Genomic DNA, 25,070 nt, shown 5'->3' on the forward strand with positions numbered 1-25,070 from the left:
CGAAAAAAAACCCGCCAGGGCGAACCTCGGCGGGTCACATCGACCGTTTCATCGGAAACGGATCGAGAGGATTGCTTGCTTCGAACCGGAAGGTTCTTAAGCAGCCGGCGTTTCGCCGCCTTCAGGAGCAGCAGCTTCTTCAGCGATTGCGCCAGCCGGGATCGTTGCAGCAGCGACCACCGGGTTTTCCGCGTCGACGTGAGCGACGAGCGCCACACCTGCCGGCAGCGGGATGTCCTTCGCGTGAACCGATTGACCTGCTTCGATCTTAGCGAGGTCGACTTCGATGAATTCCGGCAGTGCCGACGGCAGGCACTCGATTTCGATTTCGTTGAGGACGTGCGAGATCACCGCGCTCGACAGCTTCACTGCCGGGTTGGTTTCCTGGTTCATGAAGTGCAGCGGCACCTTGGTGTGCAGCTTCTTCGACGCGTCGACGCGCTGGAAGTCCACGTGCAGCACGAGCTGACGGAACGGATGGTATTGCACGTCGCGCAGCAGAACCTGTTGCGACTTGCCTGCCACTTCCAGATCGAGGATCGACGAGTGGAAAACTTCTTTCTTCAGCGCGTGCCACAGGGCGTTGTGATCGAGTTCGATCAGTTGCGTGTCAGCACCAGCGCCATAAACGATACCCGGGGTCTTGCCCGAGTTACGCAGGCGGCGGCTCGCACCCGTACCTTGCTGGGAACGCTCGAAAGCGACTACTTTCATTTTGAATCTCCAATGCACTGCCCGCGACCAGGCAGTAAAAACAGGGCCTCGAAGCCGTAACGGCTGAGGCCCGGGATCGCGGCATGAACCTTCGTCCGCTCATGCCGATTGTGCAAAAGCGCCGCGTGTCGCATCGAGCGGTACGCGGCGCTTTTGCAAATGCTTAACTTTCAGCGAACAGCGACATCACCGAATCGCCGCGGCGAATGCGCGAGAACGTTTCGGCGAGCAGACCGGCGCTCGTCAGCGAGCGGATCTTCGCGCACGAGCGGGCTTCTTCGCCCAGCGGGATCGTGTCCGTGACCACGAGTTCGTCGAGCGCGGAAGCGGCGATACGCTCGCCCGCGCCGCCCGACAGAACCGGGTGGGTGGCGTACGCGAACACCTGCTTCGCGCCGCGTTCCTTCAGAACCTGCGCGGCCTTGCACAGCGTGCCTGCCGTGTCGACCATGTCGTCCATGATCACGCAGGTGCGCCCTTCGACTTCACCGATGATGTTCATCACTTCGGCGACGTTCGCCTTCGGGCGACGTTTGTCGATGATCGCGAGATCGCAATTGAGTTGCTTCGCCAACGCACGGGCACGCACCACGCCGCCGACGTCCGGCGAAACAACCAGCAGGTTGTCGTAGTTCTGCTTGCGCAGATCGCCGAGCAGTACGGGCGTTGCGTAGATGTTGTCAACCGGGATGTCGAAGAAGCCTTGAATCTGGTCGGCGTGCAGATCCATCGTGATGATCCGCTCGACGCCCGCGATTTCCAGCATGTTCGCCACGACCTTCGCCGAGATGGCGACGCGCGCCGAACGCGGGCGACGATCCTGACGGGCATAACCGAAGTAGGGGATGGCTGCGGTGATCCGGCCTGCGGATGCGCGCTTGAGCGCATCGACCATGATCATCAATTCCATCAGATTGTCGTTGGTCGGTGCACACGTGGATTGCAGGACGAAGACATCCTTGCCGCGCACGTTTTCCTGAATCTCGACCTGGATTTCACCGTCCGAGAAACGGCTAACCATTGCTTTGCCGAGGGGAATACCGAGGGTTTTGACGACTTCCTGTGCAAGCGCGGGATTCGCGTTGCCAGTAAAAACCATCAGGCCGTCATGGCTGCTCATCGTGCACCTACTTCAGGCTGGGGGCGGGAGAAATGCGAACTACGAGAATTTTTGGCAGGGGAGAAAGGATTCGAACCTTTGCATGCCGGAATCAAAATCCGGTGCCTTAACCAGCTTGGCGACTCCCCTACACTAACTTTGAGCTCCGCCGAACGTGGAGTTTCGTTCGACGATGCAAAACTTATGACGCGAAAGCAAAGAGTGGATGTTGATCCAGGCCCGCTGCTACTGCACTGTTCCACTCGTCTGGCAGTTTGGCTTGCGCCGCTTCTGCTTCAGCTTTGCTACGGAACGCCGCAAAAACACTGGCACCTGATCCGGACATCCGCGCTGGCGCGATGCTTTCAAACCATCGCAACACTTGCGCCACTTCCGCGTACTTTCCTACGACAACCTGCTGCATGTCATTCCGACCGAAACTTTCTGGCCATTCAGTATTGCAGCTGTGTTCTGCAGGAAAGTCCGTAATTATGAGGGGCTTTGTATCTTTTGTCAACGCTTTTTCGGAAAAAATCGCTGCAGTCGGAACCTGCACCCTCGGCGTCACTACCAGGAAGTAACGCGGCGGCAATTGTACAACGTCTAACGATTCTCCAACACCCTCCGCGAACGCATTTTTTCCAAATACAAAGAAAGGCACGTCGGCCCCGAGCTTCAGCGCAAGGTCCTGCAACTCCTGACGCGGCAGATCGAGCTTCCACAGGCGATTGAGCGCGAGCAGCGTCGTCGCTGCGTCGGAGCTGCCGCCGCCGAGGCCCGCGCCCATTGGCAGACGCTTGTCGATTTCGATATCGACGCCTTCGCAGCTGCCCGTATGTGTCTTCAGCAGCGTCGCGGCACGCACCGTCAGGTCGTGCTCGGGCGGCACGCCAGTGATTTCGGTGCGGCGGGTGATAAGACCGTCGTCGCGTCGCGTGAAGTGCAACGTGTCGCCCCAGTCGAGCAGCTGGAAGACCGTTTGCAGCGTGTGATAACCATCCGGCCGACGGCCGGTGATGTGCAGGAAGAGATTGAGTTTCGCTGGCGCGAGGCAGTCGCGCAGTGAATCAGTTGTTTCGATCATGAGTAAAGGCTACAAGCGCCACGGTGGCGCAAAACGGGTAGCGAGGTTACGTGAGCGGACACCGGGGCGGAAGCCCCGGCCTGGACGACTCACTGATCCAGCACGAGCTTGATGTCGAGCGGCGGCTCCGAGCGGCTCAGATTGAGCCGCTTCACGCCTGTGGCGGGCGCATCGGCATACGCGAGATAGTCGATCGTCCAGCCGTCCTGGGTGATCTGCTTCAGGCGCGACGGTTGCTCCGGATCCTTCTCGGTCTCCGCGCGTGACGTCGGCGCCGGCGAAGGTTGCAGCCAATAGCGCAACCCTTCGACCGGCAGTGCGAAGCCGAGCGCGTTCTGCATCAGCGTCGACACGTTATCAGCGGTTAGCGGCTGCCGGTTCGGCAACTCGAGCGTGGCGGAAGCCGGCGACGAGGTCACGATGGCCAGTGTTTGGCCGAGCGGACTGCGCAATTGCAGCGTAACGGTGTCGCCCGTTTCCTGCCACGAGAAATTGCCATAAGCATTACGCTGCTGGCCGTTCTGATCGTTGTACTGGACCGCGAAGCGGCCTTGATACGAGCGGCTCGTCTGAGCGGTGACTTCGGTCGCGGCGTTCGACGTGGACGGCCCCCGAGGTTTCACCGACGCACAGCCCGCCAGCGCTACAACCGCTGCTGCCGCGAAGCCAAGCGCCATGCCGCGCGGCGCCCTGGAAAAAGAAATGAAACGGGAAAGACGTATCAAAGATCGTTTACCTGAAGACGTTGCAACGTTTTGACGAGAGTCTCGTTGTCGGGTTCGAGCTTGCGCGCCTCACGGAACGCGGCGCGCGCCTGTTCCTGTTCGCCGGCCTTCCACAGCACTTCGCCGAGGTGCGCGCCGATTTCGGCGTTCGGCTGGAGGCTGTACGCCTTGCGCAGCAGCTTGATCGCATCGGCCGTATCGCCCATCCGGTACTTGACCCAGCCCACGCTATCCATGATGAATGCATCGTTCGGTGCAAGCGACGATGCCTTCTCGACCAGCCTGTCCGCCTCAGGCAGGCGCTGGTTGCGATCGGCCAGCGAGTAGCCGAGCGCGTTATACGCCTGCGGATTTTCCGGCTGCGTCTGGATCAGCTTGCGCAACTGCGCTTCCATGATGTCGTAATGGCCGGTTTTCTCGGCGGCCATCGCATAGTCGTACGTGAGGTCGGGGTCGTCAGGGAAGTTCGCCGTAGCTTGCTGCAGGCGCTCTTCGGCCTCCGAATAGCGTTTCGCGTCGAACAGGATCGCCGCGTCGGTGCGCGCGATCAGCGCCACGTCGCGCGGATCCGAGGTCTGCAGATTGGCCAGCAACTGGCGCGCCTCGTCGGTCTTGCCTTGCTTGGCGAGGAGTTGTGCGCGCGTGATCTGCGCGGCCATGTATTGCTGGCTCGCCGGCGAGATCTTGTTCAGCCAGTCGCTCGCGGCCGCTTCGTTCTTCTGTTCGAGCGACAGCTGGGCGAGATAGATGTAGGCTTGGCCCGCATCGGCGCCCCGCGTCTTCTCGGCCTGCTGCGCGTACTGCGTCAGATACGTCTGTGCTTCGGCGAAATTCTTCTGCTGGATCTTGATCAGCGCGAGCGCCATCAGCGGCGTCAGGTCGTTGGAGTTGGCCTTGCGCATGATCTCGAACTGCTTCTGCGCGTCGTCGAGACGGTCGCTCGCGAGATACATTTGCGCAAGGGCGAGCCGCGCGTCGTGCGATTTCGGATTCTGCTGCACGTACTTTTCAAGCGATGCGATGCCTTCCTTGCGCTCTTCCGGGCCCATCTGCGACAGCATCAGCGCGGCCGGCAGATAGTCGGGCTTGATCGCCAGCGCCTGCTCGAGCGACTTACGCGCACCCGGCGCATCGTCGGCCAGCAGCTGCTGGCGCGCGATGGCGAGTTGCGCCTCCGGCCGGTTCATATCGTTCTTCAGCAGATCCTGCAACACATGCAGGCCACCGACGCGGTTCGGGCCATGCGACAGCAGCAGTTGCAGTGCGAGAACCGCGCTACCGCGATTCTCGTCAGGTATTTTCGCGAGTTCTTGCGACAGGATCGGCGACGCATCGTCGGGCTTGCCCGACAGCACGAGCAGCGACGCGTCGAGCTGCGCGGCGCGCTCGGAGCTGGGCGCGTACTGTTGCCACAGTTGCGCGGCGGCCAGTGCGTCCGACGGGCTCTGCGCGGCCAGCGCGATTTCAGTGGCGCGTTGCGCCATGCGCGGGTCGTGGGTATCGCGTGCGAGCGCGAGATAGGTCTGGTAGGCGGGCGCCGGCTGGTCGCGTTGCAGCGCGATTTCGGCGGCCAGCACCTGGAAGACGATCTGGCTCGACAGCGGCACGTCGGGCAGCGACTTTTCGTCTTCCGCCGTCGACGGGCCCAGCGCGTCCGGCATCGTGACCGACGTGTCGTCGGAATCCGGCGACGGGTCCTGCGCATACGCGGGCACGGCGGCCAGCGCCCACAATGCGAGCGCGGCTGCACCGAGCATCCGGCGAGCGGATACGGCGAGCGGCACGTTGGACACGCGCGCGCGGCGCTTTGAAAGCAGCTTCACGAAGGACACGTTCATGGAAATCCGTTCAATGTTTCAGTCGATTGTAACGCGCTCGCTACAATACGCGCACAACCACTCACGCAAGTAGCAGACCAATCAGACATGCCAGAGCTGCCAGAAGTCGAGGTTACCCGACGAGGGATCGAACCGTATGTGTCCGGGCGCAAGGTTGAGCGCGTCGACGTGCGGACGGCCGCGCTGCGCTGGCCGATTCCGGCCGACCTCGCGAAAACTTTGCGCGGGCATGTGGTCCGCAAGGTAGAGCGGCGCGGCAAGTATCTGCTGTTCGAAATCGACGCGGGGTGGTTCATCGTCCACCTCGGCATGACGGGCACGCTGCGCGTGCTGCGCCATGTGCCGCATCCTCCCGCCGCGGCGAAGCACGATCACGTCGACTGGATCTTTGACGACTTCATCCTGCGCTATCGCGATCCCCGTCGGTTCGGCGCGGTGCTGTGGCATCCGCGCGAACAAGGCGACATTCTCGAACATCCGCTTCTCGCGAGCCTTGGCGCCGAGCCTTTCTCGCCGGCGTTCTCCGGCGCGCTGATGTATCGGTTGACGCGCGGGCGCAAGGTGTCGGTGAAGCAGGCGCTGCTGGCGGGGGACATTGTCGTCGGCGTGGGCAATATCTACGCGTCGGAGAGTCTCTTTCGCGCGGGCATCCGGCCGACCACCGCGGCGGGCCGCGTGTCGCTCGTGCGTTATGAACTGCTGGCCGATGCCGTGCGCGTCACGCTCGCCGCCGCGATCGACAAGGGCGGCAGCACGTTGCGCGATTTCGTCGGCAGCGATGGCGAAAGCGGCTATTTCCAGCTCGACTACTTCGTCTATGATCGCGCGGGCCTGCCATGCCGCGTGTGTGGAACGCCAATCAAACAGATCGTGCAGGGACAGCGCTCCACGTACTTCTGCCCCACCTGCCAGCGCTAGATTCTCGATGCCTTCCCGCCTGACTCCAACGACCAACGCACGCTCCAGCGCGTCCGACGCTACACCCGCATTTCCGCCGATGCCCGATTTCTCCGCGCGCCTGATCGCGTGGCAACGCCAGCATGGCCGCCACGATCTGCCGTGGCAGAACACGCGCGATCCGTATCGCATCTGGCTGTCCGAAATCATGCTGCAGCAGACCCAGGTGTCGACGGTGATTCCGTACTACGCGAAATTTCTTGCGCGTTTCCCCGATGTCGCCGCGCTCGCCGCTGCGCCGTCCGATGACGTGATGGCGCTGTGGGCCGGCCTCGGCTACTACACGCGCGCGCGCAATCTGCATCGATGCGCGCAGGTCGTCGTCGAGCGGCATGGCGGCGTGTTTCCGGCGTCGGTCGAGCAGCTCGCCGAGTTGCCCGGCATTGGTCGTTCAACGGCCGCGGCGATCGCGTCGTTCGCGTTCGGCGCGCGTGCGACGATCCTCGATGGCAACGTGAAGCGCGTGCTTGCGCGCGTGTTTGGCGTCGAAGGTTTTCCGGGCGAGAAGAAAGTCGAGAACGCGATGTGGACGCTCGCGGAATCGCTGCTGCCGGCGAACGCGTCGAACGAGGAGGTCAGCGCATATACGCAGGGTTTGATGGATCTCGGCGCGACGCTGTGCGTGCGCGGCAAGCCCGATTGCGCACGCTGCCCGTTTGCGCCCGACTGCGTCGCCAACGTCACCGGACGCCAGCGCGAATTGCCGACCGCGCGGCCGAAGAAAGCGGTGCCGACACGCCGCACGTGGATGCTGGTGCTGCGCGACGGCAACGCGGTGATGCTCGAGCGGCGTCCGCCATCAGGCATCTGGGGCGGTCTGTGGAGTTTGCCCGAAGCCGCCGACGAAGCGTCGCTCGCCGAGCGGGCGCGGTCGTTCGGCAGCGACGGCGAAGTGTCTGCGCTCGCGTCGTTTTCGCACGTCTTCACGCATTTCAAGCTGGATATCGAACCGCGGCTCGCCGAACTCGATCGCGGTGTCGGCGCATTGGCCGCGCTCGACGATGCGGATACCGCGTGGGTTGCGCTCAGCGATCTGGATTCGTTCGGCGTGCCGGCGCCGGTGCGCAAGCTGCTAGCCAGCCTGCATGGTTCGTTGATCTAGCGCAAGGGATGGGCGGCCTTGCGTGCACGACGTGCGTTGTGTGCGGCCGCCATTACGACTTCACAGCAACTGATGCTGCTGCATGTAGTGATGCACGACGTCGATGCGCGCGCCGGCATCGGTCAGTTCCATCAGCTTTTGCCGCGCGCGCAACGCAATCGGCAGCACCTCGGCGAGACGGTTCGATACCCAGGACGGGTCGTCGAGCCGGAATGGCTCCGCGAACGGCAGGCTGTCCGGAGCGCGTTCACGGATCGTTGCGATGATCCGCTCCAGCACTTCCGCGCACGCACCGAATTTGGCCAATAGCACGTTGCCTTCGAGCGGCAGGTCGTCGGCGAGCGGCTCGGCCATGCCGACCAGCAGACCGCTTGCTTCGACGCGATGCGACAGCAGACGAAAGCGCTTCGTGCCGCGCGCGCGAATCAGGAGCATGCCAAACGCCTCGACGTCGCACTCGTCGATTTCGGCGAGACAGCCGATCGTTTCGGGCACCGAAGGTTCTTCGTCCCGCGCGACTTCAGCGCCGCTTTTCAGCATGCACACGCCGAACGCCGTTTTTTCGCGCAGACAGTCGCGCGCCATGTCGAGGTAGCGCGCTTCGAAGATTTTGAGCGGCAGCAAGCCATCGGGAAACAACACCGTATGCAGCGGAAACAGCGGCAAATCGGCATACACAGTAGGCGTAGAGGACATGGCGCAACGCTTCGGGTTAAGGCCGCGCGGTGCGGCCGGTTAAGCCACCAGCTTCGATGATTCGCCGACGTCGACCGGCGCATCGCGGTGCCGCACAATCACATTCGCCGATGTTGCGAGACGCGCGGCAAGCGTCTCCGCGATAAACACCGAGCGGTGCTGGCCGCCCGTGCAACCGATTGCGACGGTCAGGTAGCTGCGATTGTCGTCGCGGAACTGCGGCAGCCACTTGGACAGGTACTTCTCGATGTCGTCGATCATCTCGTGGACGACGGGCTGCGCATCGAGAAAATCCATCACCGGTTTGTCGAGGCCGGTGAGCGGCCTCAACTCATGATCGTAGTATGGGTTCGGCAGCGTGCGTACGTCGAATACGAAATCCGCGTCGAGTGGTATGCCGCGCTTGAAGCCGAACGATTCGAACATCAGCACGAGCCCCGCGTCCTCCTGCTCGATGAAGCGCTTGACCCACGCGCGCAGCACGTTCGCGCGCAGATTGCTCGTGTCGATCTGATGGCCGAATTCGGCCAGCCCCGCGACCAGTTCGCGCTCGCGCTCGATCGCTTCGGCGAGCGACGTGAGCAGGCCCACATCTGCGTCGTGCGCGGGCGAGCCGGACAGCGGATGGCGGCGACGTGTTTCGGAAAAGCGTTGAATCAGCGACTGCGTGCTCGCGCTGAGGAACAGCACACGCACGTCGTGCGAGCGCTTGAGATCGCGGATCATCGCGGGCATTTCGTCGAGCGACGAACCGGAGCGCGCGTCGATCGCGACCGCGAGACGATCCTGGCCGTCCGCGGCGAGGTAGGTAGCGAGTTGCTGCAGAAAGCGCGGCGGCAGATTGTCGACGCAGTAATAGCCCGCGTCTTCGAGCGCGTTCAGGGCAACCGACTTGCCGGAGCCGGATATACCGGTGATCAGAATTATGCGCATGGAGTCGTCGAAAGCGTAGATTTCATCATAGCATCTGGCCTCCATGCGCGTGCCCGCGGCCTGCCTTCTACGGGCGCTTCATGGCGCTGCGGCCCGCTTAGATCAGTTTGCCGGGAAACTGGCTATCGGGATCTTGCATCGCGAGACGTTGCCGATCCATGAAATCGCGCAGCGTGTCGATGCCGCGCAGCTGCAGGATCGTATTGCGCACGGCGGCTTCGACCAGCACCGCGAGGTTGCGGCCCGCGGCCACCTGGATCGTCACCTTGCTGATCGGCAGGCCGAGCACGTCGACGGTCTGGCTTTCCAGCGGCAGTCGCTGGAATTCGCCGTCGGGACGGCGCACCAGTTGCACGATCAGCTTCAGCTTCATTTTCCGGCGCACCGCCGTTTCGCCGAAGATCGTCTTGATGTCGAGCAGACCCAGGCCGCGCACTTCGAGCAGGTTCTGCAGCAGCGGCGGACAGCGTCCTTCGACGAAGTCCGGGCCGAGGCGCACGAAGTCGACCGCGTCGTCGGCGACGAGACCGTGGCCGCGGCTGATCAGCTCCAGGCCGAGTTCGCTTTTGCCGAGACCCGAGTCGCCGGTCAGCAGCACGCCCATGCCGAGGATGTCCAGAAACACGCCGTGCAGCGTCGCGCGCGGCGCGAGAATGCGCGACATGTAAAGACGCAGGCTATCGATCACCGCGGCCGCCGAGGTCGGCGTCGTGAACAGCGGTGTCGACGAGCGCGTGCAGCGCAGCACCAGCTCCGGCGGCGCGGCGACTCCGCCCGCGACGACGAGAAACGGTGGCTCGAGCGCGATCAGCTCGGCCATGTGGCGCGAGCGGTCTTCGTCGGTCTGACGTTTGTAGTAGTCGATTTCAGCGTCGCCGAGCACCTGGATCCGGTTCGGGTGGATCAGGTTCAGGTGGCCGACGAGATCGGCGCTCGAGGTGGCATTGGCGACCGATTCCGAAGAAAAGCCGCGCTCCCAGCCCTCATGCCCCGTGAGCCAGCTGAGCTTCAGCATGGCGGCGTTGTCGTCGAAAATGCTCTGGGCGTTGATGCTGGACGTATCCATGAGTCAGTGACTCCAGTTTGAGCCGCTTGTCGGGCCTTACCTGCGTGCGTGCGCGCGTACGAACGACTGCCGCCGTTACATCAAGGTTGCCACTGAGTGAGCAGGCGATGCAACGATTCGCGGTCTGTTTCGGTGTGCAACCGCTCGCGGGCGTCGCGATCGGACAGCAGTTGCGCGATCTCGGAAAGAATTTCGAGGTGCTGTTGAGTGGCCTGTTCGGGGACGAGCAGGAAGATCAGCAGCGAGACCGGCTGGCCGTCCGGCGCTTCGAAGGGGATGGGTTCGGCGAGTCTGACGAATGCGGCGAGCGGCTGCTTGAGGCCCTTGATCCGCCCATGCGGAATCGCGACGCCTTCGCCGAGCCCGGTCGAGCCGAGTCGTTCTCGCGCAAAAAGATTGTCTGTGACGGTACTGCGGGCGATGCCGTTCTGGTTCTCGAAGATCAGGCCCGCTTGCTCGAACACGCGTTTCTTGCTGGTGACCGATAGTCCGATGACGACGTTCTCGAGGGGAAGAAATTTGGCTAAACGATTCATTTTGACAGGCGAAAACGTGGCCTGAGTTCTCCCCACCGGGGCGGTTGAGTGGCGTTCCATTCGTTCGATGCTGGCGAAGACTGGCGGTGAGAGTCGATCGCAAGAGCGTGAGACTTTGGCCGGCCATACTTCATCAGAGCTGGCTTGACCCCGATGGTAACCGGAACATTATAGATCAGGGTGACAGCCGATGGTGCGGCGCGCCATCCATGCATATCAGGTTTTTTACCGCTTGCGGAGCGACGCATGTCGCGCTGCGCAAACGTGTGCGGGAACGGTTGAACGGGGCCTCGACGAGGCCCAGCGGCGGTGAGCGGAAACCGCGCGCCGAAACGAAAAACCGCCCGGTCGCGGGCGGTTTGACGAGCTCAGGGAAAATGAGGAATTCCCTCTAATTTCTCCTATTGCGGCGGCACGTCTTGTTGCGGCGCCGGCTGATACTTGATCGCTTCGTGCTGATGGCCTTGCAGACGATCCTTGTGGCGTATCACCTGCCTGTCGAGCTTGTCGATCATCAGATCGATCGCAGCGTACAAATCACTGTCACAACTCTCGACGAAGATATCCTTACCCTTCAGGTGGAGGTTGATTTCCACCTTTTGACGCTTGTCCTTTTCCTTATGGTTGTCGACCGAGAGGACCACACTGCCGTCGATGACCTGATCGAAATGTCTTAGCACCCTGTCTAGTTTGGTGATCACGTATTCGCGCAACGCAGGCGTTACTTCGAGGTGGTGTCCACTGATCTTGAGATTCATAGTGCTTCTCCAAGCTAATGGCCGCTTGGTCCGCACAATGACAAAGGTCCGGTCGATCTGACGGCTTGCCTGAGTCGCCCCCCGGTGACGGACATCTGGCAGGTCGCAGCGGCCGGCCTGTCCGCCAGGTGCGGAGCGGCCGGTAAATGCCCGCTGCAAAACGCGACGGGCTACAGAGACTTGCGCAGGTTGACTGCCGGGATTTTGAGCGCCTCACGGTATTTCGCAACGGTACGTCGTGCGACCACGAAGCCCTGTTCCGCCAGCAGTTCGGCTATGCGACTGTCTGAAAGTGGCGATTTCGGGTTTTCCGCTCCTATCAGTTGTTTGATCAGCGCGCGAATGGCTGTGGAGGAGGCCGCGCCGCCGGTGTCTGTCGAAACGTGTGAGCCGAAAAAGTACTTGAATTCCAGCGTCCCGAATGGGGTCAGCATGTATTTACCGGTTGTCACACGCGAGACAGTCGACTCGTGTAGGCCCAGCGTATCAGCTATTTCCCGCAAAACCAAGGGGCGCATGGCGATTTCGCCGTGCACAAAAAAGCTCTTTTGACGCTCGACAATAGCCTGCGCAACCCGCAGGATCGTCTCGAATCGCTGCTGGATGTTTTTGATCAGCCAGCGTGCTTCCTGAAGTTGCTGGCGCAACGATCCGCTGCCCGGATCGCCGCGGTTATTGCGCAGAATATTCGCGTACAGATGGTTGATGCGCAGCTTCGGTACCACCTCAGGATTCAGTTCCGCTTGCCAGCCCTGTGCTGTTTTGCGCACCATGATGTCGGGCACCACGTAGTCCGCTTCGGCCTTGCCGTAGGCGGCGCCCGGAAATGGTTCGAGCGAGCGGATGAGCACGTGCGCGTCGCGCAGTTCGTCGTCGCTGGCCTTCAGGTGCTTGCGCAGGCGCGTGAAATCGCGCGCGGCGAGCAGTTCCAGGTAATGGCCGACAATGTCTAGCGCAAGCGTGCGCGTAGGCGATGGATCGAGCCGCAGCAATTGCAGCTTCAGACATTCGGACGCGGACCGCGCGCCGACTCCCGACGGGTCGAAGCTATGCAGCAGCGCAAGCGCAGCATTCAGTTCGTCGAGATCGACTTCGAGTTCTTCAGGCAGGTCGGCCAACACTTCTTCGAGCGTCGCGGCGAGATAGCCGTCGTCGTCGAGCGATTCGATCAGGAACGTGATGAGCGCGCGGTCGCGCGGGCTCGCCTGGGTGACGCGCAGTTGCGCCATCAGATGGTCGCGCAGCGACGTGCTCGATTCGTGGATTTGCAGGGGAGGCAGGTCGTCGTCGTCCGACGCGTTGCCGGAGCGGCCGTAGTCGTCGAGGTTCCATTGCGACGAATCGCCGCCGCCGTCACCGCCGAGGCCGTTGTATTCGTCGACACCCTGCGGCTCGCCGCTTTCGGCGCGCTCGCCGGAGCCCTCGGACGATGCCGAGCCGTTGCCCGCCATCGGATCGACCGGCGCGGAGGAGGAGCCGGGCGTCTGGGCTATCACGGTACCGTCGGCCGCCACCCGCAACGGGCTCGCGATCCACTCGTCTTCGTTTTCGAGGAGCGGATTCTGCGAGATCGCCATGGCGACTTCCTGCTGCAATTCGAGCGTCGACAGCTGTAGCAGCCGGATGGACTGTTGCAGTTGCGGCGTCAGCGCAAGATGCTGCGATAGGCGGAGTTGGAGGCTGGCTTTCATGGCAAGTTGAGATTCATTGTAGAGAGTTTGCCACGACCGCGATACCTTCCGGCACTCGCAATTTGCAGATACGCCCAATTGGCACGCGGCGCCAGCCTGCGCCGCCTGAAAACGGATGTGCGGGTGCCGCAAAACGGCGTCCCCGGCCACGCGAAATTGCGGGGCCGGGACGCCGTGTGTGCTTACATGCGGAAGTGCTCGCCCAGATAGACGCGCCGCACGCTCTCGTTTTCGATGATGTCGCTGGGCGCGCCGGCGGCCAGCACGCTGCCGTCGCTGATGATGTACGCGTGGTCGCAGATGCCGAGCGTTTCGCGCACGTTGTGGTCGGTAATCAGGACGCCGATATTGCGCTGCTTCAGAAACTTGACGATCTTCTGGATTTCCAGAACCGCGATCGGATCGACGCCCGCGAACGGTTCGTCGAGCAGAATGAAGCTCGGGTTGGTTGCCAGAGCGCGTGCGATTTCAACGCGACGACGCTCACCGCCCGACAGCGACAACGCCGGATTTTCACGCAGATGCGCGATCTGCAACTCGTCGAGCAGCGCTTCGGTGCGCGACGTGATCGCCTCTTTGCTGAGGCGCTTGCCGTTTTCTTCGTGCTGCAATTCCAGCACCGCGCGAATATTCTGCTCGACGCTCAGCTTACGGAACACCGACGCTTCCTGCGGCAGATACGACAGGCCGAGCGATGCGCGTTTGTGAATGGGCAGCAGGCTGATCGATTTGCCATCCAGATCGATTTCGCCGGCGTCGAGCGGCACGAGGCCGACAATCATGTAGAACGACGTGGTCTTGCCGGCGCCATTCGGGCCGAGCAGACCGACCACTTCGCCGCTCTTCACGTCGAGCGACACGTCCTTGACGACCGTGCGCGAGCCATAGCGCTTCTTCAGATTGCGCACGACCAGCGAGCTGCTGGTGCCGGCCGGCTTGCGATGGGGGAGGGGCGTGATGGTGCTGCTGACGGTGCTCACTGGTTCGGCGCTCCCTCGATCGAGTTGGACGGCGTGAGCGTGGCCGACGCGCCGGTCAGCGGCGCGGCGCCGGCGTTGCGGGGCGCCAGCATCGCGCGCACTCGGCCGGTCGGGTTGCCCGGACCGGCGACGTCCTTGCCCGCCTTCGCGGTATAGAAGTCATTCTGGCCGTCGTAGGTGATCACGCTGCCGTGCACCTGGTCGAGCAGCGTCGTCATGCTCTGCAGGCGGCGCACAGTCGCGTTGGTGGTTAGCGTGGTCAGATCCCGCTTGCCGTCGTAGTCGATACGGATGGCCGTACCCTCGATGTACTCGTCGAGCCCCTCGCGCTTCTGGCGGAAATACGACAGATTGTTGCCGCTCGAGGTGCCGGTCGCGTACTGGTAGCCCTGCGGGTCTTGCGACACTTCGACGCGATCGGCTTTGATCAGGATCGTCCCTTTGGTCGCGACCACGTGGCCGGTAAAGATGCTGACCTGCCGCAGGTCGTCGTAAGTCATGTTGTCCGCTTCGATGTTCAGCGGCTTGTCCTTGTCGGCGCGGTCGGCGTGCGCGAGCGGCGCGAAGCCGACGAGCGGCAGCGCGACGACGAGCGCGGCGAGTCCGGCGCGGCACGCGGACAGCGCGCGCGAGCGGCTGGTATCAAAACGGGGGAACGATTCGTTCATGCAGTCACGCCTGGAATGGATTACCCGGTATGCGCTGGATTAGTGGCCGGAATCGGACGCGGCGATTGCGCCTCTTACATTGCCGAACAGCTGCATAAACCGGGTGACATTGTTGTATTTCATGCCGCTGGCAGTCATCACCGACATGCCGCGCTGAAGTTTAACTGGCTTTTCAGTCTCGATCACATCGTCGTTGACGAGGACCCTGAAATGCTCGGAATCGGCTTGCATCTGCGGATCGCCACCGCCGGGCGCGCGCAGGATGCGCGCATTTTCGTACAGATTGACGATCGACGCATCCGCGTTGACCGTGCCGGTGTCGCCGGTCGCGGTGACGATCGGCTTGCCGGGCTGGAACGCGCGCATTGCCGGCTTGACGAGGTCGCTCATTTCGTCGTCCTCATAGTGGATCAACGACTGCGCGGTCAGCCGGTACTGCGTCGCGCCCGACTGGTCGAGTTCGGACACCGAGAAGTTGTCCGCGAAGTAGTCCGGCGTGTGTTCCTTCGGGCGGACCTCGTCGTCGGTCTTGCGAGGCATCGTGGCTTGCAGCAGCCACCACGTGATGCCGGCGAGCGCCGCCATCGCGATGAGCGGGATCAGCGAAGTCAGGCGGAACTGGTTCATCCCACGAGGCCCCGTTGCTCGCCGCTGCACGCCGCCGCAAGCAGTGCTTCGTATTTGTGCTGCGCGCGCAGCAGCGTGTCGCACACTTCGCGCGCCGCGCCATGGCCGCCGCGTGCCTCACTGACCCAGTGTGCGCGCGCGATCACCTCGGGATGCGAATTAGCCGGCGCGGCCGCAAAGCCGACGCGCAGCATTACCGCGAGATCGACCCAGTCGTCGCCCATGTAGCCGCAGTCCTCGGCGGTGAGGCCGGTTTGCTGCAGCAGGTCGGCGAACGCCTGCGGCTTGTCCTGCACGCCCTGGTAGACGTGCGTGATGTTCATTTCTTTCACCCGCGCCGCCACGATGCCCGACTTGCGCCCGGTGATGATCGCCGTTTCGATGCCGGCCTGGCGCAGCAGCTTCATGCCGTGGCCGTCCATCGAGTTGAAGCCTTTCATCGTGTCGCCTTCCGCCGTGAACAGCAGGCCGCCGTCGGTCAGTACACCGTCGACGTCGAAAATCATCAGCTTCACGCGGCTTGCGCGTTCAGTAGCGGTAGGAGGGGCAACGGCCATCAGATCACCTTCTTCGAAAACAGGTCGTGCATGTTGAGCGCGCCGATCAGCTTGCCCTTTTCATCGACGACCAGCATCTGATTGATGCGATAGCGCTCCATGAGTTCCACGGCTTCGACCGCGAGATGGTCGGGACCGATCGTACGCGGGCCGGCGGTCATCACCGAGGCGATCGGCAGCTGGCGGAAATCGCCGTCGCGTTCAAGCACGCGGCGCAGGTCGCCGTCGGTGAAGATGCCCGTCACACGGCCCTCGTGGTCGACGATCGCGGTCATGCCCATGCGCTTGGCCGTCAACTGAAAGAGGGCATCGCGCACGGTTGCTTCGGGGGTGACCTGCGGCAACTGGTCGCCGGTGCGCATGACGTCGCGCACGTAGGTCAGCAGGCGCCGGCCGAGCGCGCCACCCGGATGCGAGCGCGCGAAGTCGTCGCGGCCGAAGCCGCGCGCGTCGAGCACCGCGACCGCGAGCGCGTCGCCGAGCGCGAGCGCGGCGGTGGTGCTGGCGGTGGGGGCGAGATTCATCGGACAGGCTTCCTTCGCGACGCCGGAATTCAGATGCACATCCGCGAGCTGCGCGAGGCTGGAGCCCGGGCGGCCCGTCATTGCGATCAGCTTTGCGCCGATCCGCTTGATGAGCGGCAGGATCGCCATCAACTCCTCGGTTTCGCCCGAATTGGACAGTGCGAGGAATACGTCGTCGGCGGTGACCATGCCGAGGTCGCCATGACTCGCTTCCGCGGGATGCACGAAGAACGCGGGCGTGCCGGTGCTTGCCAGCGTGGCCGCCAGCTTGCGGGCCACGTGGCCGGATTTACCGATGCCGGAGACGACCACGCGTCCACGGCAACTCAGGATGTAATCGACCGCGCCGACGAAACCGCCGTCGAGCTGGTCGCGAAGCGCACGCACGGCGTCCGCTTCGATGTCGAGCACGTCACGCGCAAGCGCGAGTGCCCTGTCGCCATTGATTTTCGCTATCATGCGCGGAGTATAGCAAAGGCGCCTGTTCGCCGCGCCGGGCCTGCCGTGCCGAGCCGCCGTCCGCCTCGGTCTGTCGAGAATCCCTTTTTCGGCCGCTTTGCCGCTCTTTAGCAGCTTTTTACCGGCCCAATCAAACATGTCGCACGGCGTTCTCGTGCGTGGTTCCGCTGACGAACGAGGACGCTTCACCCATGCGTTTTTGCCGATGATTTCCCCGCTCGAAATGACGCTGTTTCTGCTGCTGGCATCGGTAGTGGGCGTGGTGATCTTTCGTTTCCTGAATCTGCCGCCGATGCTCGGCTACCTGACGGTCGGTATCGTCGTCGGGCCGCATGCGTTCGGACTGGTTCCCGATTCGGCGGGCGCGCAGAATCTTGCGGAATTCGGCGTCGTATTCCTGATGTTCTCGATCGGGCTCGAGTTTTCGCTCGCCAAGCTGCGTACGATGCGCCGGCTCGTGTTCGGACTCGGCTTGCTGCAGGTGCTCGGCACGGTCGCGGTGGCGGTGTCACTCGGTTTCGTGCTCGAGCGCTGGGTGCATATCACGTGGCAAGCGAGTGTCGCGCTCGGTGGCGCGCTGGCGATGTCGTCGACGGCGATCGTCAGCAAGATGCTCGCGGAGCGGCTCGAAATCGAAACCGAGCACGGCCGCAATATCTTCGGCGTGCTGCTGTTTCAGGATCTGGCGGTGGTGCCGCTGTTGATCATCATTTCGGCGCTCGGCGGCCGCTCGGAGAATCTGGTCAGCGCGCTCGGCGTCGCGGCGATCAAGATCGTCGTGGCCCTGGCGCTGCTGCTGATCGTCGGGCAGAACGTCATGACGCGCTGGTTCAACGTGGTCGCGCGACGCCGCTCGCAGGAGCTGTTCATTCTCAATCTGCTGCTGGTGACGCTCGGCGCCGCGTTCATCACAGACAAATTCGGCCTGTCGCTCGCGCTCGGCGCGTTCATCGCGGGCATGCTGATCGCCGAGACGCCGTACCGGCATCAGGTGGAGGAGGACATCAAGCCGTTTCGCGACGTGCTGCTTGGGCTCTTCTTCGTGACCACCGGCATGCTGCTCAATCCGCGTGTGATCTGGGAGCATCCGCTGATCGTGCTGGCCTTTTTCATCGGCCCCGTGCTGCTGAAGGTGCTCATGATTACCGGCCTCGCGCGGCTTTTTGGCGCGACGCCCGGCGTCGCGATGCGCACCGGCATCGGTCTCGCACAGGCGGGCGAGTTCGGCTTCGTGCTGTTGAACCTGATTCTCGACCGGCATCTTGTCGACGCGACGCTGTTGCAGGCGATTCTCGCCGCGATGCTGCTGTCGATGCTCGCCGCGCCGTTCATGATCCAGAACGCGGACCGCATCGTACTGCGGCTGTCGTCGACCGAATGGATGATGCAGTCGTTGCAGATGACGCGCATCGCGACGCAAAGCCTGAAGCAGAGCGGCCATGTGATCATCTGTGGCTATGGCCGCGCCGGGCAGAACCTCGCCCGCATGCTCGAGCATGAAGGGCTCTCCTATGTGGCGCTCGACCTCGATCCCGACCGTGTCGCGGCGGCCGCAGCGGCCGGCGAATCGGTCGTGTTCGGCGACGCGGGACGGCGCGAGTCGCTGGTGGCCGCGGGCTTGCATCGCGCGGGAGCGATCGCGATCACCTACGCGAACACGCCGTCGGCAATGCGGGTGCTGCACAACATTCACGAGATGGAGCCGACGCTGCCGGTCATCGTGCGCACCGTCGACGACGCCGATCTGGAGAAACTGCTCGCCGCCGGCGCGACGGAGGTGATTCCGGAGATCGTCGAGGGCAGTCTGATGCTCGCGTCACACACGCTCGTCGTGATGGGCGTGCCGATGCGGCGCGTGGTGCGGCGCGTCGAAGAGATGCGCGACGAACGCTACTCGCTGTTGCGCGGCTATTTCCACGGCGCCGACGACATCGACGACGACGACGGCCACGAGCAGGTGCGGCTACAATCGGTGCCGGTCGACGAGAGCGCCGATGCGGTAGGCCGCACGCTCGCCGAGCTGGGCCTGTTCGATCTCGGCGTCGAAGTGACCGCGATCCGCCGGCACGGCATTCGCGGCGTCGAGCCGGACCCGTCGACGAAACTGCGCGCGAGCGACATCGTGGTGCTGCGCGGTCTGCCCGAGCACCTGGCGCAAGCCGAGGAGCTGCTGTCGAAGCACCGCCGCGCCGCCGCGGCCTGAACCCGTGAACCGGGCCCGTTCTGTCGGGCGACCCTGATTCAAGCTTTTCACCGGACCTGCCGAGGTCCATCCGGAGACATCATGTCCAACGCGCTCACGAGCGCGCCGCTCGATGCGGCCGACTACATCAGAAGTCACATTCGCACCGTGCCCGACTGGCCGCAGCCGGGTGTGCAGTTCCGCGACATCACGCCGCTGTTGCGCGAGCCGAAGTCGCTGCGCGTGCTGATCGACCTGTTCGTGCAGCGCTATATCGACGCGAAGCTCGACTACATCGCCGGGCTCGATGCGCGCGGCTTCATCATCGGGCCGATCGTCGCGCACGAGCTGAGCCTCGGCTTCATCCCGATCCGCAAGGCGGGCAAGCTGCCGTACAAGCGGATCTCGCAATCGTATGCGCTCGAGTACGGCACCGCGACCGTCGAGATTCACGAGGATGCGTGCGAGCCGGGCGACCGCGTCGTGATCATCGACGATCTGATCGCGACCGGCGGCACGATGATGGCCGGCAAGCAGTTGCTCGAGCGGCTCGGCGCGGTCGTCGTGGAAGGCGCGGCGATCGTCGATCTGCCGGAGCTGGGCGGCTCGAAGCTGCTGGGCGAGGGCGGCCTTGCGCTCTATACGGTGACGAGTTTCGACGGTCATTGAACCGGGACGTCGTTACGGAGCGCCGCAAGTTTTTGCGCTGTACGAGTAGCAAAAGTCGTCCAACCAGAAGGTCACAAAACAATGCCCAACTTCCTGCTGTTTCTCGCCACCTCGATCGCGATCACCGTGGCGCCCGGCCCGGACAATCTGCAGGTGCTCGCGCGCGGCATCTCTCAGGGCCGCGCGGCCGGTCTCGTCGCCGCACTCGGCTTCGCCGCCGGCATCACGTTTCACACCACGCTCGCCGCGCTCGGCGTTGCCGCGCTGCTGCGTTCGTCGCCGCTCGCATTCGAAGTGATCAAGCTCGCCGGCGCCGCGTATCTGGTGTGGATCGGCATCAAGGCGGTGCGCAGCCAGGGGCTCGCGACCGCGCACGAGCGTGCGCCGCAGCCGCTTTCGACGGTGTTTCGCCAGAGCGTGCTCGGCAATCTGATGAACCCGAAGGTCACGCTGTTCTTCGTCGTGTTCTTGCCGCAGTTCGTGCAGCCGAACGGCGCGCAAAGCGTGACCGTGCAGATGCTGGAACTCGGCGCGCTGTTCATGCTGCAGACCGTCGTGGTGTTTTCGCTGTTCGGCGTGTGCGCGGGGATCATCGGCGGCTGGCTCAGACGGCGGCCGCGTGTTGGCCTGTGGCTCGATCGCGTGGCCGGCGCGACGTTCATCGCGATCGGGATTCGCGTCGCGTTGCGCGACTGACGGGCGTCACGCAACACGCCCGGTTCTGCTTTGCCCCGGTTCGCCGAAATGGCGGACAGTCTGGAGTTTTCGATGACTTTGCCTTGCATCACCGCTGCGCGCCGCTTCGACGCGAACGCGCATCGGCCGTTTCTGATCGGCGTCGAACAGGTCGGCTGGATTCGCGAACGCGACGTGCAGCTGCTCGCGCGTTGGCCCGACGTGTTCGAGATTGCGAGCGGCGGCGTGACGCTCGCCGCGCGGTTCGATACCCTCGATCTGCGCAGCGCGGCGCTCGCTTCCGTGATCGGCGCGCTGGCCGCCGATGGCTGCATCCCCGGCTGGCGCGACGAAACCTACGCCATCCGCAACGCGTTCGACGCGCCGCCGCTAGCGTATATCGAGCGCGCAGCGTCGCGCTTCTTCGGCACGATGACCTACGCGGTGCATCTGAACGGCGTCGTAGAATACGCGCATGGTGGCGCGCCCTTTGGCGGGCCCCCGCAATTGTGGATCGCGCGCCGTAGCGACACGAAAGCGACCGACCCCGGCATGCTCGACAATGTCGTTGCGGGCGGGATCGGCTGGGGCTTCGGCATCGCCGAGACGATCGTCAAGGAGTGCTGGGAAGAAGCGGGTATTCCGGCGGAGATCGCCGCAAGCGCAGTGGCGGGCCGCACCGCGCACGTGTTGCAATCGTTGCCGGAAGGTACACAGGCCGAGCAGATTTTTATCTACGACCTCGCGCTGCCCGCCGATTTCGCGCCACGCAACCAGGACGGCGAAGTGGGTGAACACCGGCTCGCGCGCATCGACGAAGTCGCGCGCTGGATCGAGGAAGGCGCGCTGACCGTCGATGCCAGCCTCGCGACGCTCGATTGCCTGCTGCGCCGCCGCTGGATCGACGAAGACGCGTGCGCGGGCATCGACCCGCTGTTCGCGCCGCCGGCGCTCGGCTAGGTTAGGCTCATGCCGCACAGCCAGTACGCACTGAAACAAATCACGCATTGAAGAAGGGAGTCACCGAGGTCATGTCGACCGATCACAGCTTTATCCTCAAACTGTCGTGCGCCGACCGGCCCGGCATCGTTCACGCCGTGTCGGGCTTTCTGTTCGAGCGTGGCAGCAATATTCTCGACTCCGCGCAGTTCGGCGACAGCGGCACCGGCGAGTTCTTCATGCGCGTGCATTTTCAGCAGGTGGGCGGCGATCCGGGGCTCGACGCGCTGCGCGCATCGTTCGTGACGCTCGCCGAACAGTTCGGCATGAGCTGGGAGTTGCACGACGCGAACGTGAAGCCGCGCGTCGTGATCATGGTGTCGAAGATCGGTCACTGCCTGAACGATCTGCTGTTCCGCTATCGCACCGGTCAGCTCAACATCGAGATCCCGGCGATCATCTCGAACCACAAGGAGTTCTACCAGCTCGCGGCGAGCTACGACATTCCTTTCCATCATTTCCCGCTGCTCGGCGGCACGCCGGATGCAAAAGCCGCGCAGGAAGCGCGCGTGCTCGAAGTGATTAACGAACATCAGGCCGACCTCGTGGTGCTCGCGCGCTACATGCAGATCCTGTCGCCGAATCTGTGCGGGGCGCTGGCCGGTCGCGCGATCAACATCCATCACTCGTTCCTGCCGAGCTTCAAGGGCGCGAAGCCGTATTACCAGGCGTTCGACCGTGGCGTGAAGCTGATCGGCGCGACCGCTCACTACGTGACGACCGATCTCGACGAAGGTCCGATCATCGAGCAGGAAGTCGAGCGCGTGGACCACAGCATGACGCCGGACCAACTGACGGCAATCGGCCGCGACGTCGAGTGCGTGACGCTTGCGCGCGCGGTGAAGTGGCACGTCGAGCATCGCGTCGTGCTGAACGGCAGCAAGACGGTCGTGTTCCGCTAAAAACTGCGCCGGAAAGTTGCGTTACGAGCGCGCCGCCGTGCCGCCTGTGCTTCTCGCGAGATTCGCGTTTTGCGCGGAACGGCGGCGCCCATTCAGCTTCTTCAGCCAGATTAGCAGGCCCGTGACGCTCAGCACGGCCACCGCTACCCCCACCGCACTGATCAGAATCCGCCCTCCAGTACCGAGGATGCGCCCCGAGTGCAGCGGAAACTGCACCTGCATGAAGATGTCGCCGGCCGTGCCCTTGCCGGGAATCTGCGCGGCGAGCCGTTTGCCGGTGACGGCGTCCCAATACATCCACGGATTGCCGAGGCCGCTGTCGCCGTGATCGTTGCCGGGCGCGTAGAAGCCGACACCATACGCGTGCATGAATTCGGCGTAGTAGAGCCCGCCCGGCGGCGCGGCCACATGCATCTCCTTGCCGGCCTGCCCGGCGAGTTCGACGATGCGCTCGCGGCTCAGCAGCTGATCGCCCGGTTGTGGCGCGCGCCGGATTTCGGGGTTGTTGATCGGATCGGGCGTCAGCGTCGACAGCCGTGAGACGATCGGCCGCACCACTTGCGACGACAGATTCATCGAGATCGACGTCAGCGCGACGATCGTCAGCAGGCCCCAGATCCACACGCCGCCGGAGCGGTGCAGATCGAACGTCAGCGCATAACCGCCGCGTTTCAGGCGGAATGCGAACGACTTGCGCCAGGCCTTCAGGCTCGGAAACGACAGGCACAACGCAATCACGCTATCGAACAGCCACACGATACCGACGATCCCCATCACCCACGTGCCGATGTCGACGCCGCCGGTAAACGGTAGTTGCAGCGTGTAATGCAGCTTGTAGATGAACGGAATCAGGTTGAGCCGCGCGAGCGACACGACGCCCCATTCGCGACGTCCCAGGATCTCGCCGATGACCGGATCGACGGCGATCTGGTTGAAGCCGAGCGAGTAGGGCTGCTTCGTCAGCGGGTCGGTGCGCGGCAGTACCATCATCTGCAGCGTGTGGCCCGGTTCGACCGCCAGCGGCAGATAGGTCACCCGAAGACGCGGATCGGCGGCTTCGACGCGACGAGCCAGTTCGAGGCTGGACAGCGTGGGCCCGGCCGTGCGGGCCTGGTAGAAGGACGGGTTCAGCGCGGCATCGAGCTCGTGGTCCCACGCGATGATCGCGCCCGTGAGGCCGGCGACGAACAGAAACAGCGCGGTCGCGACGCCGAACCAGCGGTGCAGGCGGACAAGCTGGCGTCTCATGCGCGAGCCAGCAAGGGGTAGCGGGAACGTGAGCGGGAAAGCAGGCGAAACATCACGATGCGAACAAAATCTAAATAGGAATTGTTCGCATCTTAGGGGCGGGCCCGATCTGCTGCAAGTATTCTGTCAGCAAGAGGCGGGACCGCATCGTCGCGGGAAGCAAAAAAAAAACGGCACCGAAGTGCCGCTTTCGCTTTGGTCGCCTGAATGGCCGGCCCGATATGAGCGCTAGTGAGTGCTGACTTTTTGCTGAGCGGCTTTCACCCCCTCAAACCAACCGCAAATAAATCAGCTCCCGCTTGATATATGCATAAAAAATCGGCGCCGCGATCACCCCGGCCACACCGAACGCCGCTTCCATGACCAGCATCGCGATCAGTAACTCCCACGCGCGCGCCTCGATCTGGCCACCGACGATCCGCGCGTTCAGGAAGTACTCGAGCTTGTGAATCAGGATCAGGAACACGAGCGACATGATCGCCGCCGGAAAACTCACCGATAGCGCGACCGCGACGATGATCGTGTTCGAGATCAGATTGCCGATCACCGGCAGCAGACCCACGATGAACGTGACAAGCACCAGCGTCTTCGACAGCGGCAGCCGGTCGTGAAAGACCGGCAGGATCACGAGCAGGAAGACCGCCGTGAACACCGCGTTGAGCGCGGAGATCTTCACCTGGGCGAACACGATACGGCGAAACGCGTCGGCAAAACGCGAGACGCGTGTGACGAACGCGGTGGACAGCGGCAGCCGCTGGATCTGTTTCTGCGCGCCGACGGCGATGATCGCGCCGATGATCATGCCGATCAGGACGTGCGTGAACGCGCGCGCCGCAGTCGTGCCGCTTTGCTGCAGCATGTTCGCGTGCGTGTGCATCAGTTCCGCGGCTTTCGTCTTCATCTGCTCGGTGTCGACCGGCAGATAGTTCGCGACGAATTGGGGAATCCTGCCACGCGCCTGGTCGATCAGCTGCATCGCCTGATCGAGCAGCGCCTGCACGCTTGGCACGTCGTTCTCGAAATGCGAGATGATGCCGAGCGTGAGCCCCGTCAGCGCGCCGACGATCACCGTCGACAGGATCACCACCGCGAGCCAGCGCGCCCGCTTGCTCGACATATGACGTTCGATGCGCGGCGCGATCGTATGCACGAGCTGAAACACCAGCATCCCGGAGAGCAGCGCGCCGAGCAGCTTCAGTTCGATGACCGCCCACATGCCGAACAGCATCACCCCATAGCTGCCGATTTCGACCGCCGACAGCTTCGGCAGACTCATGTCGCTGGTCAGCCTGACCGGGCGCGGGCGCAGGTCCTGCACCCGTTCGTCTTCGCGCGCCTGATTACGCTTGGTCATGGCTTATTCCGTCTCCAACTTCTGTAG

General features: G+C 63.4%; 25 protein-coding genes and 1 tRNA gene. 7 read left to right on the forward strand and 19 right to left on the reverse strand.

Annotated elements, in window-relative coordinates; translation table 11 throughout:
• Positions 1-96: 96 nt before the first annotated feature.
• The 6 genes from L0U81_RS01855 to L0U81_RS01880 all read right to left on the reverse strand — a co-directional run bounded on the left by L0U81_RS01855 (position 97) and on the right by L0U81_RS01880 (position 5,460).
• A complete protein-coding gene (locus tag L0U81_RS01855) occupies positions 97-714 on the reverse strand; it encodes a 50S ribosomal protein L25/general stress protein Ctc (RefSeq protein WP_233799897.1) in 618 nt (205 codons plus the stop codon).
• Between the two features lie 163 nt (positions 715-877).
• Positions 878-1,834, reverse strand: a complete 957-nt coding sequence (locus L0U81_RS01860) for a ribose-phosphate pyrophosphokinase (protein ID WP_233799898.1) — start codon at positions 1,832-1,834, stop codon at positions 878-880.
• A 52-nt stretch (positions 1,835-1,886) separates the two neighbouring features.
• Positions 1,887-1,963, reverse strand: a tRNA-Gln gene (locus L0U81_RS01865).
• A 52-nt stretch (positions 1,964-2,015) separates the two neighbouring features.
• Positions 2,016-2,897, reverse strand: a complete 882-nt coding sequence (ispE, locus tag L0U81_RS01870; RefSeq protein WP_233799899.1) for a 4-(cytidine 5'-diphospho)-2-C-methyl-D-erythritol kinase — start codon at positions 2,895-2,897, stop codon at positions 2,016-2,018.
• A gap of 89 nt (positions 2,898-2,986) precedes the next feature.
• The gene (gene lolB, locus L0U81_RS01875; RefSeq protein ID WP_233804176.1) at positions 2,987-3,619 is read right to left on the reverse strand and encodes a lipoprotein insertase outer membrane protein LolB; all 633 of its coding nucleotides are present in this window, start codon (positions 3,617-3,619) and stop codon (positions 2,987-2,989) included.
• Positions 3,619-5,460, reverse strand: coding sequence for a tetratricopeptide repeat protein (locus L0U81_RS01880; protein ID WP_233799900.1), 1,842 nt, complete (start codon positions 5,458-5,460; stop codon positions 3,619-3,621). The genes lolB and L0U81_RS01880 overlap by 1 nt, the downstream gene beginning before the upstream one ends.
• 87 nt (positions 5,461-5,547) lie before the next feature.
• Here L0U81_RS01880 and mutM point away from each other — a divergent pair, with 87 nt between their 5' ends.
• Both mutM and mutY read left to right on the forward strand, forming a co-directional pair.
• Positions 5,548-6,378, forward strand: coding sequence for a bifunctional DNA-formamidopyrimidine glycosylase/DNA-(apurinic or apyrimidinic site) lyase (mutM, locus tag L0U81_RS01885; protein WP_233799901.1), 831 nt, complete (start codon positions 5,548-5,550; stop codon positions 6,376-6,378).
• A 7-nt stretch (positions 6,379-6,385) separates the two neighbouring features.
• Positions 6,386-7,519 carry an A/G-specific adenine glycosylase gene (gene mutY, locus L0U81_RS01890; RefSeq protein ID WP_233799902.1) on the forward strand — a complete coding sequence of 378 codons (1,134 nt, stop codon included), beginning with the start codon at positions 6,386-6,388 and terminating at the stop codon, positions 7,517-7,519.
• A 60-nt stretch (positions 7,520-7,579) separates the two neighbouring features.
• On the opposite strand, the gene L0U81_RS01895 is transcribed toward mutY, so the two are convergent.
• The 11 genes from L0U81_RS01895 to kdsD all read right to left on the reverse strand — a co-directional run bounded on the left by L0U81_RS01895 (position 7,580) and on the right by kdsD (position 17,014).
• Positions 7,580-8,215 carry an LON peptidase substrate-binding domain-containing protein gene (locus L0U81_RS01895; RefSeq protein ID WP_233799903.1) on the reverse strand — a complete coding sequence of 212 codons (636 nt, stop codon included), beginning with the start codon at positions 8,213-8,215 and terminating at the stop codon, positions 7,580-7,582.
• 39 nt (positions 8,216-8,254) lie between these two features.
• The gene (rapZ, locus tag L0U81_RS01900) at positions 8,255-9,148 is read right to left on the reverse strand and encodes an RNase adapter RapZ (protein WP_233799904.1); all 894 of its coding nucleotides are present in this window, start codon (positions 9,146-9,148) and stop codon (positions 8,255-8,257) included.
• Between the two features lie 97 nt (positions 9,149-9,245).
• Positions 9,246-10,214 (reverse strand): HPr(Ser) kinase/phosphatase, encoded by a 969-nt coding sequence (hprK, locus tag L0U81_RS01905; RefSeq protein ID WP_008921706.1) that lies wholly within the window; start codon positions 10,212-10,214, stop codon positions 9,246-9,248.
• 80 nt (positions 10,215-10,294) lie between these two features.
• A complete protein-coding gene (locus tag L0U81_RS01910; RefSeq protein ID WP_233799905.1) occupies positions 10,295-10,810 on the reverse strand; it encodes a PTS sugar transporter subunit IIA in 516 nt (171 codons plus the stop codon).
• Positions 10,811-11,151: 341 nt separating this feature from the next.
• A complete protein-coding gene (hpf, locus tag L0U81_RS01915; protein WP_233799906.1) occupies positions 11,152-11,508 on the reverse strand; it encodes a ribosome hibernation-promoting factor, HPF/YfiA family in 357 nt (118 codons plus the stop codon).
• Between the two features lie 170 nt (positions 11,509-11,678).
• Entirely contained in the window at positions 11,679-13,199 is a 1,521-nt protein-coding gene (locus tag L0U81_RS01920; protein WP_233799907.1) for an RNA polymerase factor sigma-54, read from the reverse strand.
• A gap of 182 nt (positions 13,200-13,381) precedes the next feature.
• Positions 13,382-14,158, reverse strand: a complete 777-nt coding sequence (gene lptB, locus L0U81_RS01925) for an LPS export ABC transporter ATP-binding protein (RefSeq protein ID WP_233804178.1) — start codon at positions 14,156-14,158, stop codon at positions 13,382-13,384.
• Positions 14,159-14,175: 17 nt separating this feature from the next.
• Positions 14,176-14,847, reverse strand: a complete 672-nt coding sequence (lptA, locus tag L0U81_RS01930) for a lipopolysaccharide transport periplasmic protein LptA (protein WP_233799908.1) — start codon at positions 14,845-14,847, stop codon at positions 14,176-14,178.
• Between the two features lie 39 nt (positions 14,848-14,886).
• Positions 14,887-15,474 (reverse strand): LPS export ABC transporter periplasmic protein LptC, encoded by a 588-nt coding sequence (gene lptC / locus L0U81_RS01935; RefSeq protein WP_233799909.1) that lies wholly within the window; start codon positions 15,472-15,474, stop codon positions 14,887-14,889.
• Positions 15,471-16,031 (reverse strand): KdsC family phosphatase, encoded by a 561-nt coding sequence (locus L0U81_RS01940; RefSeq protein WP_233799910.1) that lies wholly within the window; start codon positions 16,029-16,031, stop codon positions 15,471-15,473. The genes lptC and L0U81_RS01940 overlap by 4 nt, the downstream gene beginning before the upstream one ends.
• Complete coding sequence (gene kdsD / locus L0U81_RS01945) at positions 16,031-17,014, reverse strand: arabinose 5-phosphate isomerase KdsD (protein ID WP_233799911.1); 984 nt, start codon at positions 17,012-17,014, stop codon at positions 16,031-16,033. The genes L0U81_RS01940 and kdsD overlap by 1 nt, the downstream gene beginning before the upstream one ends.
• Before the next feature lie 205 nt (positions 17,015-17,219).
• On the opposite strand from kdsD, the gene L0U81_RS01950 reads away from it, so the two are divergent.
• From L0U81_RS01950 to purU, 5 genes are all read left to right on the forward strand, one after another.
• Positions 17,220-19,217 carry a cation:proton antiporter domain-containing protein gene (locus L0U81_RS01950; protein WP_233804179.1) on the forward strand — a complete coding sequence of 666 codons (1,998 nt, stop codon included), beginning with the start codon at positions 17,220-17,222 and terminating at the stop codon, positions 19,215-19,217.
• A gap of 81 nt (positions 19,218-19,298) precedes the next feature.
• Positions 19,299-19,865, forward strand: a complete 567-nt coding sequence (locus tag L0U81_RS01955; RefSeq protein WP_233799912.1) for an adenine phosphoribosyltransferase — start codon at positions 19,299-19,301, stop codon at positions 19,863-19,865.
• An 81-nt stretch (positions 19,866-19,946) separates the two neighbouring features.
• Positions 19,947-20,561: a LysE family translocator gene (locus L0U81_RS01960; RefSeq protein ID WP_233799913.1), complete on the forward strand. Its 615-nt coding sequence runs from the start codon at positions 19,947-19,949 to the stop codon at positions 20,559-20,561.
• Between the two features lie 72 nt (positions 20,562-20,633).
• A complete protein-coding gene (locus L0U81_RS01965; protein WP_233799914.1) occupies positions 20,634-21,500 on the forward strand; it encodes an NUDIX hydrolase in 867 nt (288 codons plus the stop codon).
• Between the two features lie 71 nt (positions 21,501-21,571).
• Positions 21,572-22,441, forward strand: coding sequence for a formyltetrahydrofolate deformylase (gene purU, locus L0U81_RS01970; protein ID WP_233799915.1), 870 nt, complete (start codon positions 21,572-21,574; stop codon positions 22,439-22,441).
• Between the two features lie 21 nt (positions 22,442-22,462).
• Here purU and L0U81_RS01975 read toward each other — a convergent pair whose 3' ends face one another.
• Together L0U81_RS01975 and L0U81_RS01980 are read right to left on the reverse strand one after the other, a co-directional pair.
• Positions 22,463-23,689, reverse strand: a complete 1,227-nt coding sequence (locus tag L0U81_RS01975) for a PepSY-associated TM helix domain-containing protein (protein WP_233799916.1) — start codon at positions 23,687-23,689, stop codon at positions 22,463-22,465.
• 268 nt (positions 23,690-23,957) lie between these two features.
• Positions 23,958-25,043 (reverse strand): AI-2E family transporter, encoded by a 1,086-nt coding sequence (locus L0U81_RS01980; protein ID WP_233799917.1) that lies wholly within the window; start codon positions 25,041-25,043, stop codon positions 23,958-23,960.
• Between the last annotated feature and the right edge of the window lie 27 nt (positions 25,044-25,070).

The organism is Paraburkholderia sp. HP33-1, from assembly GCF_021390595.1.
GTDB lineage: Bacteria > Pseudomonadota > Gammaproteobacteria > Burkholderiales > Burkholderiaceae > Paraburkholderia.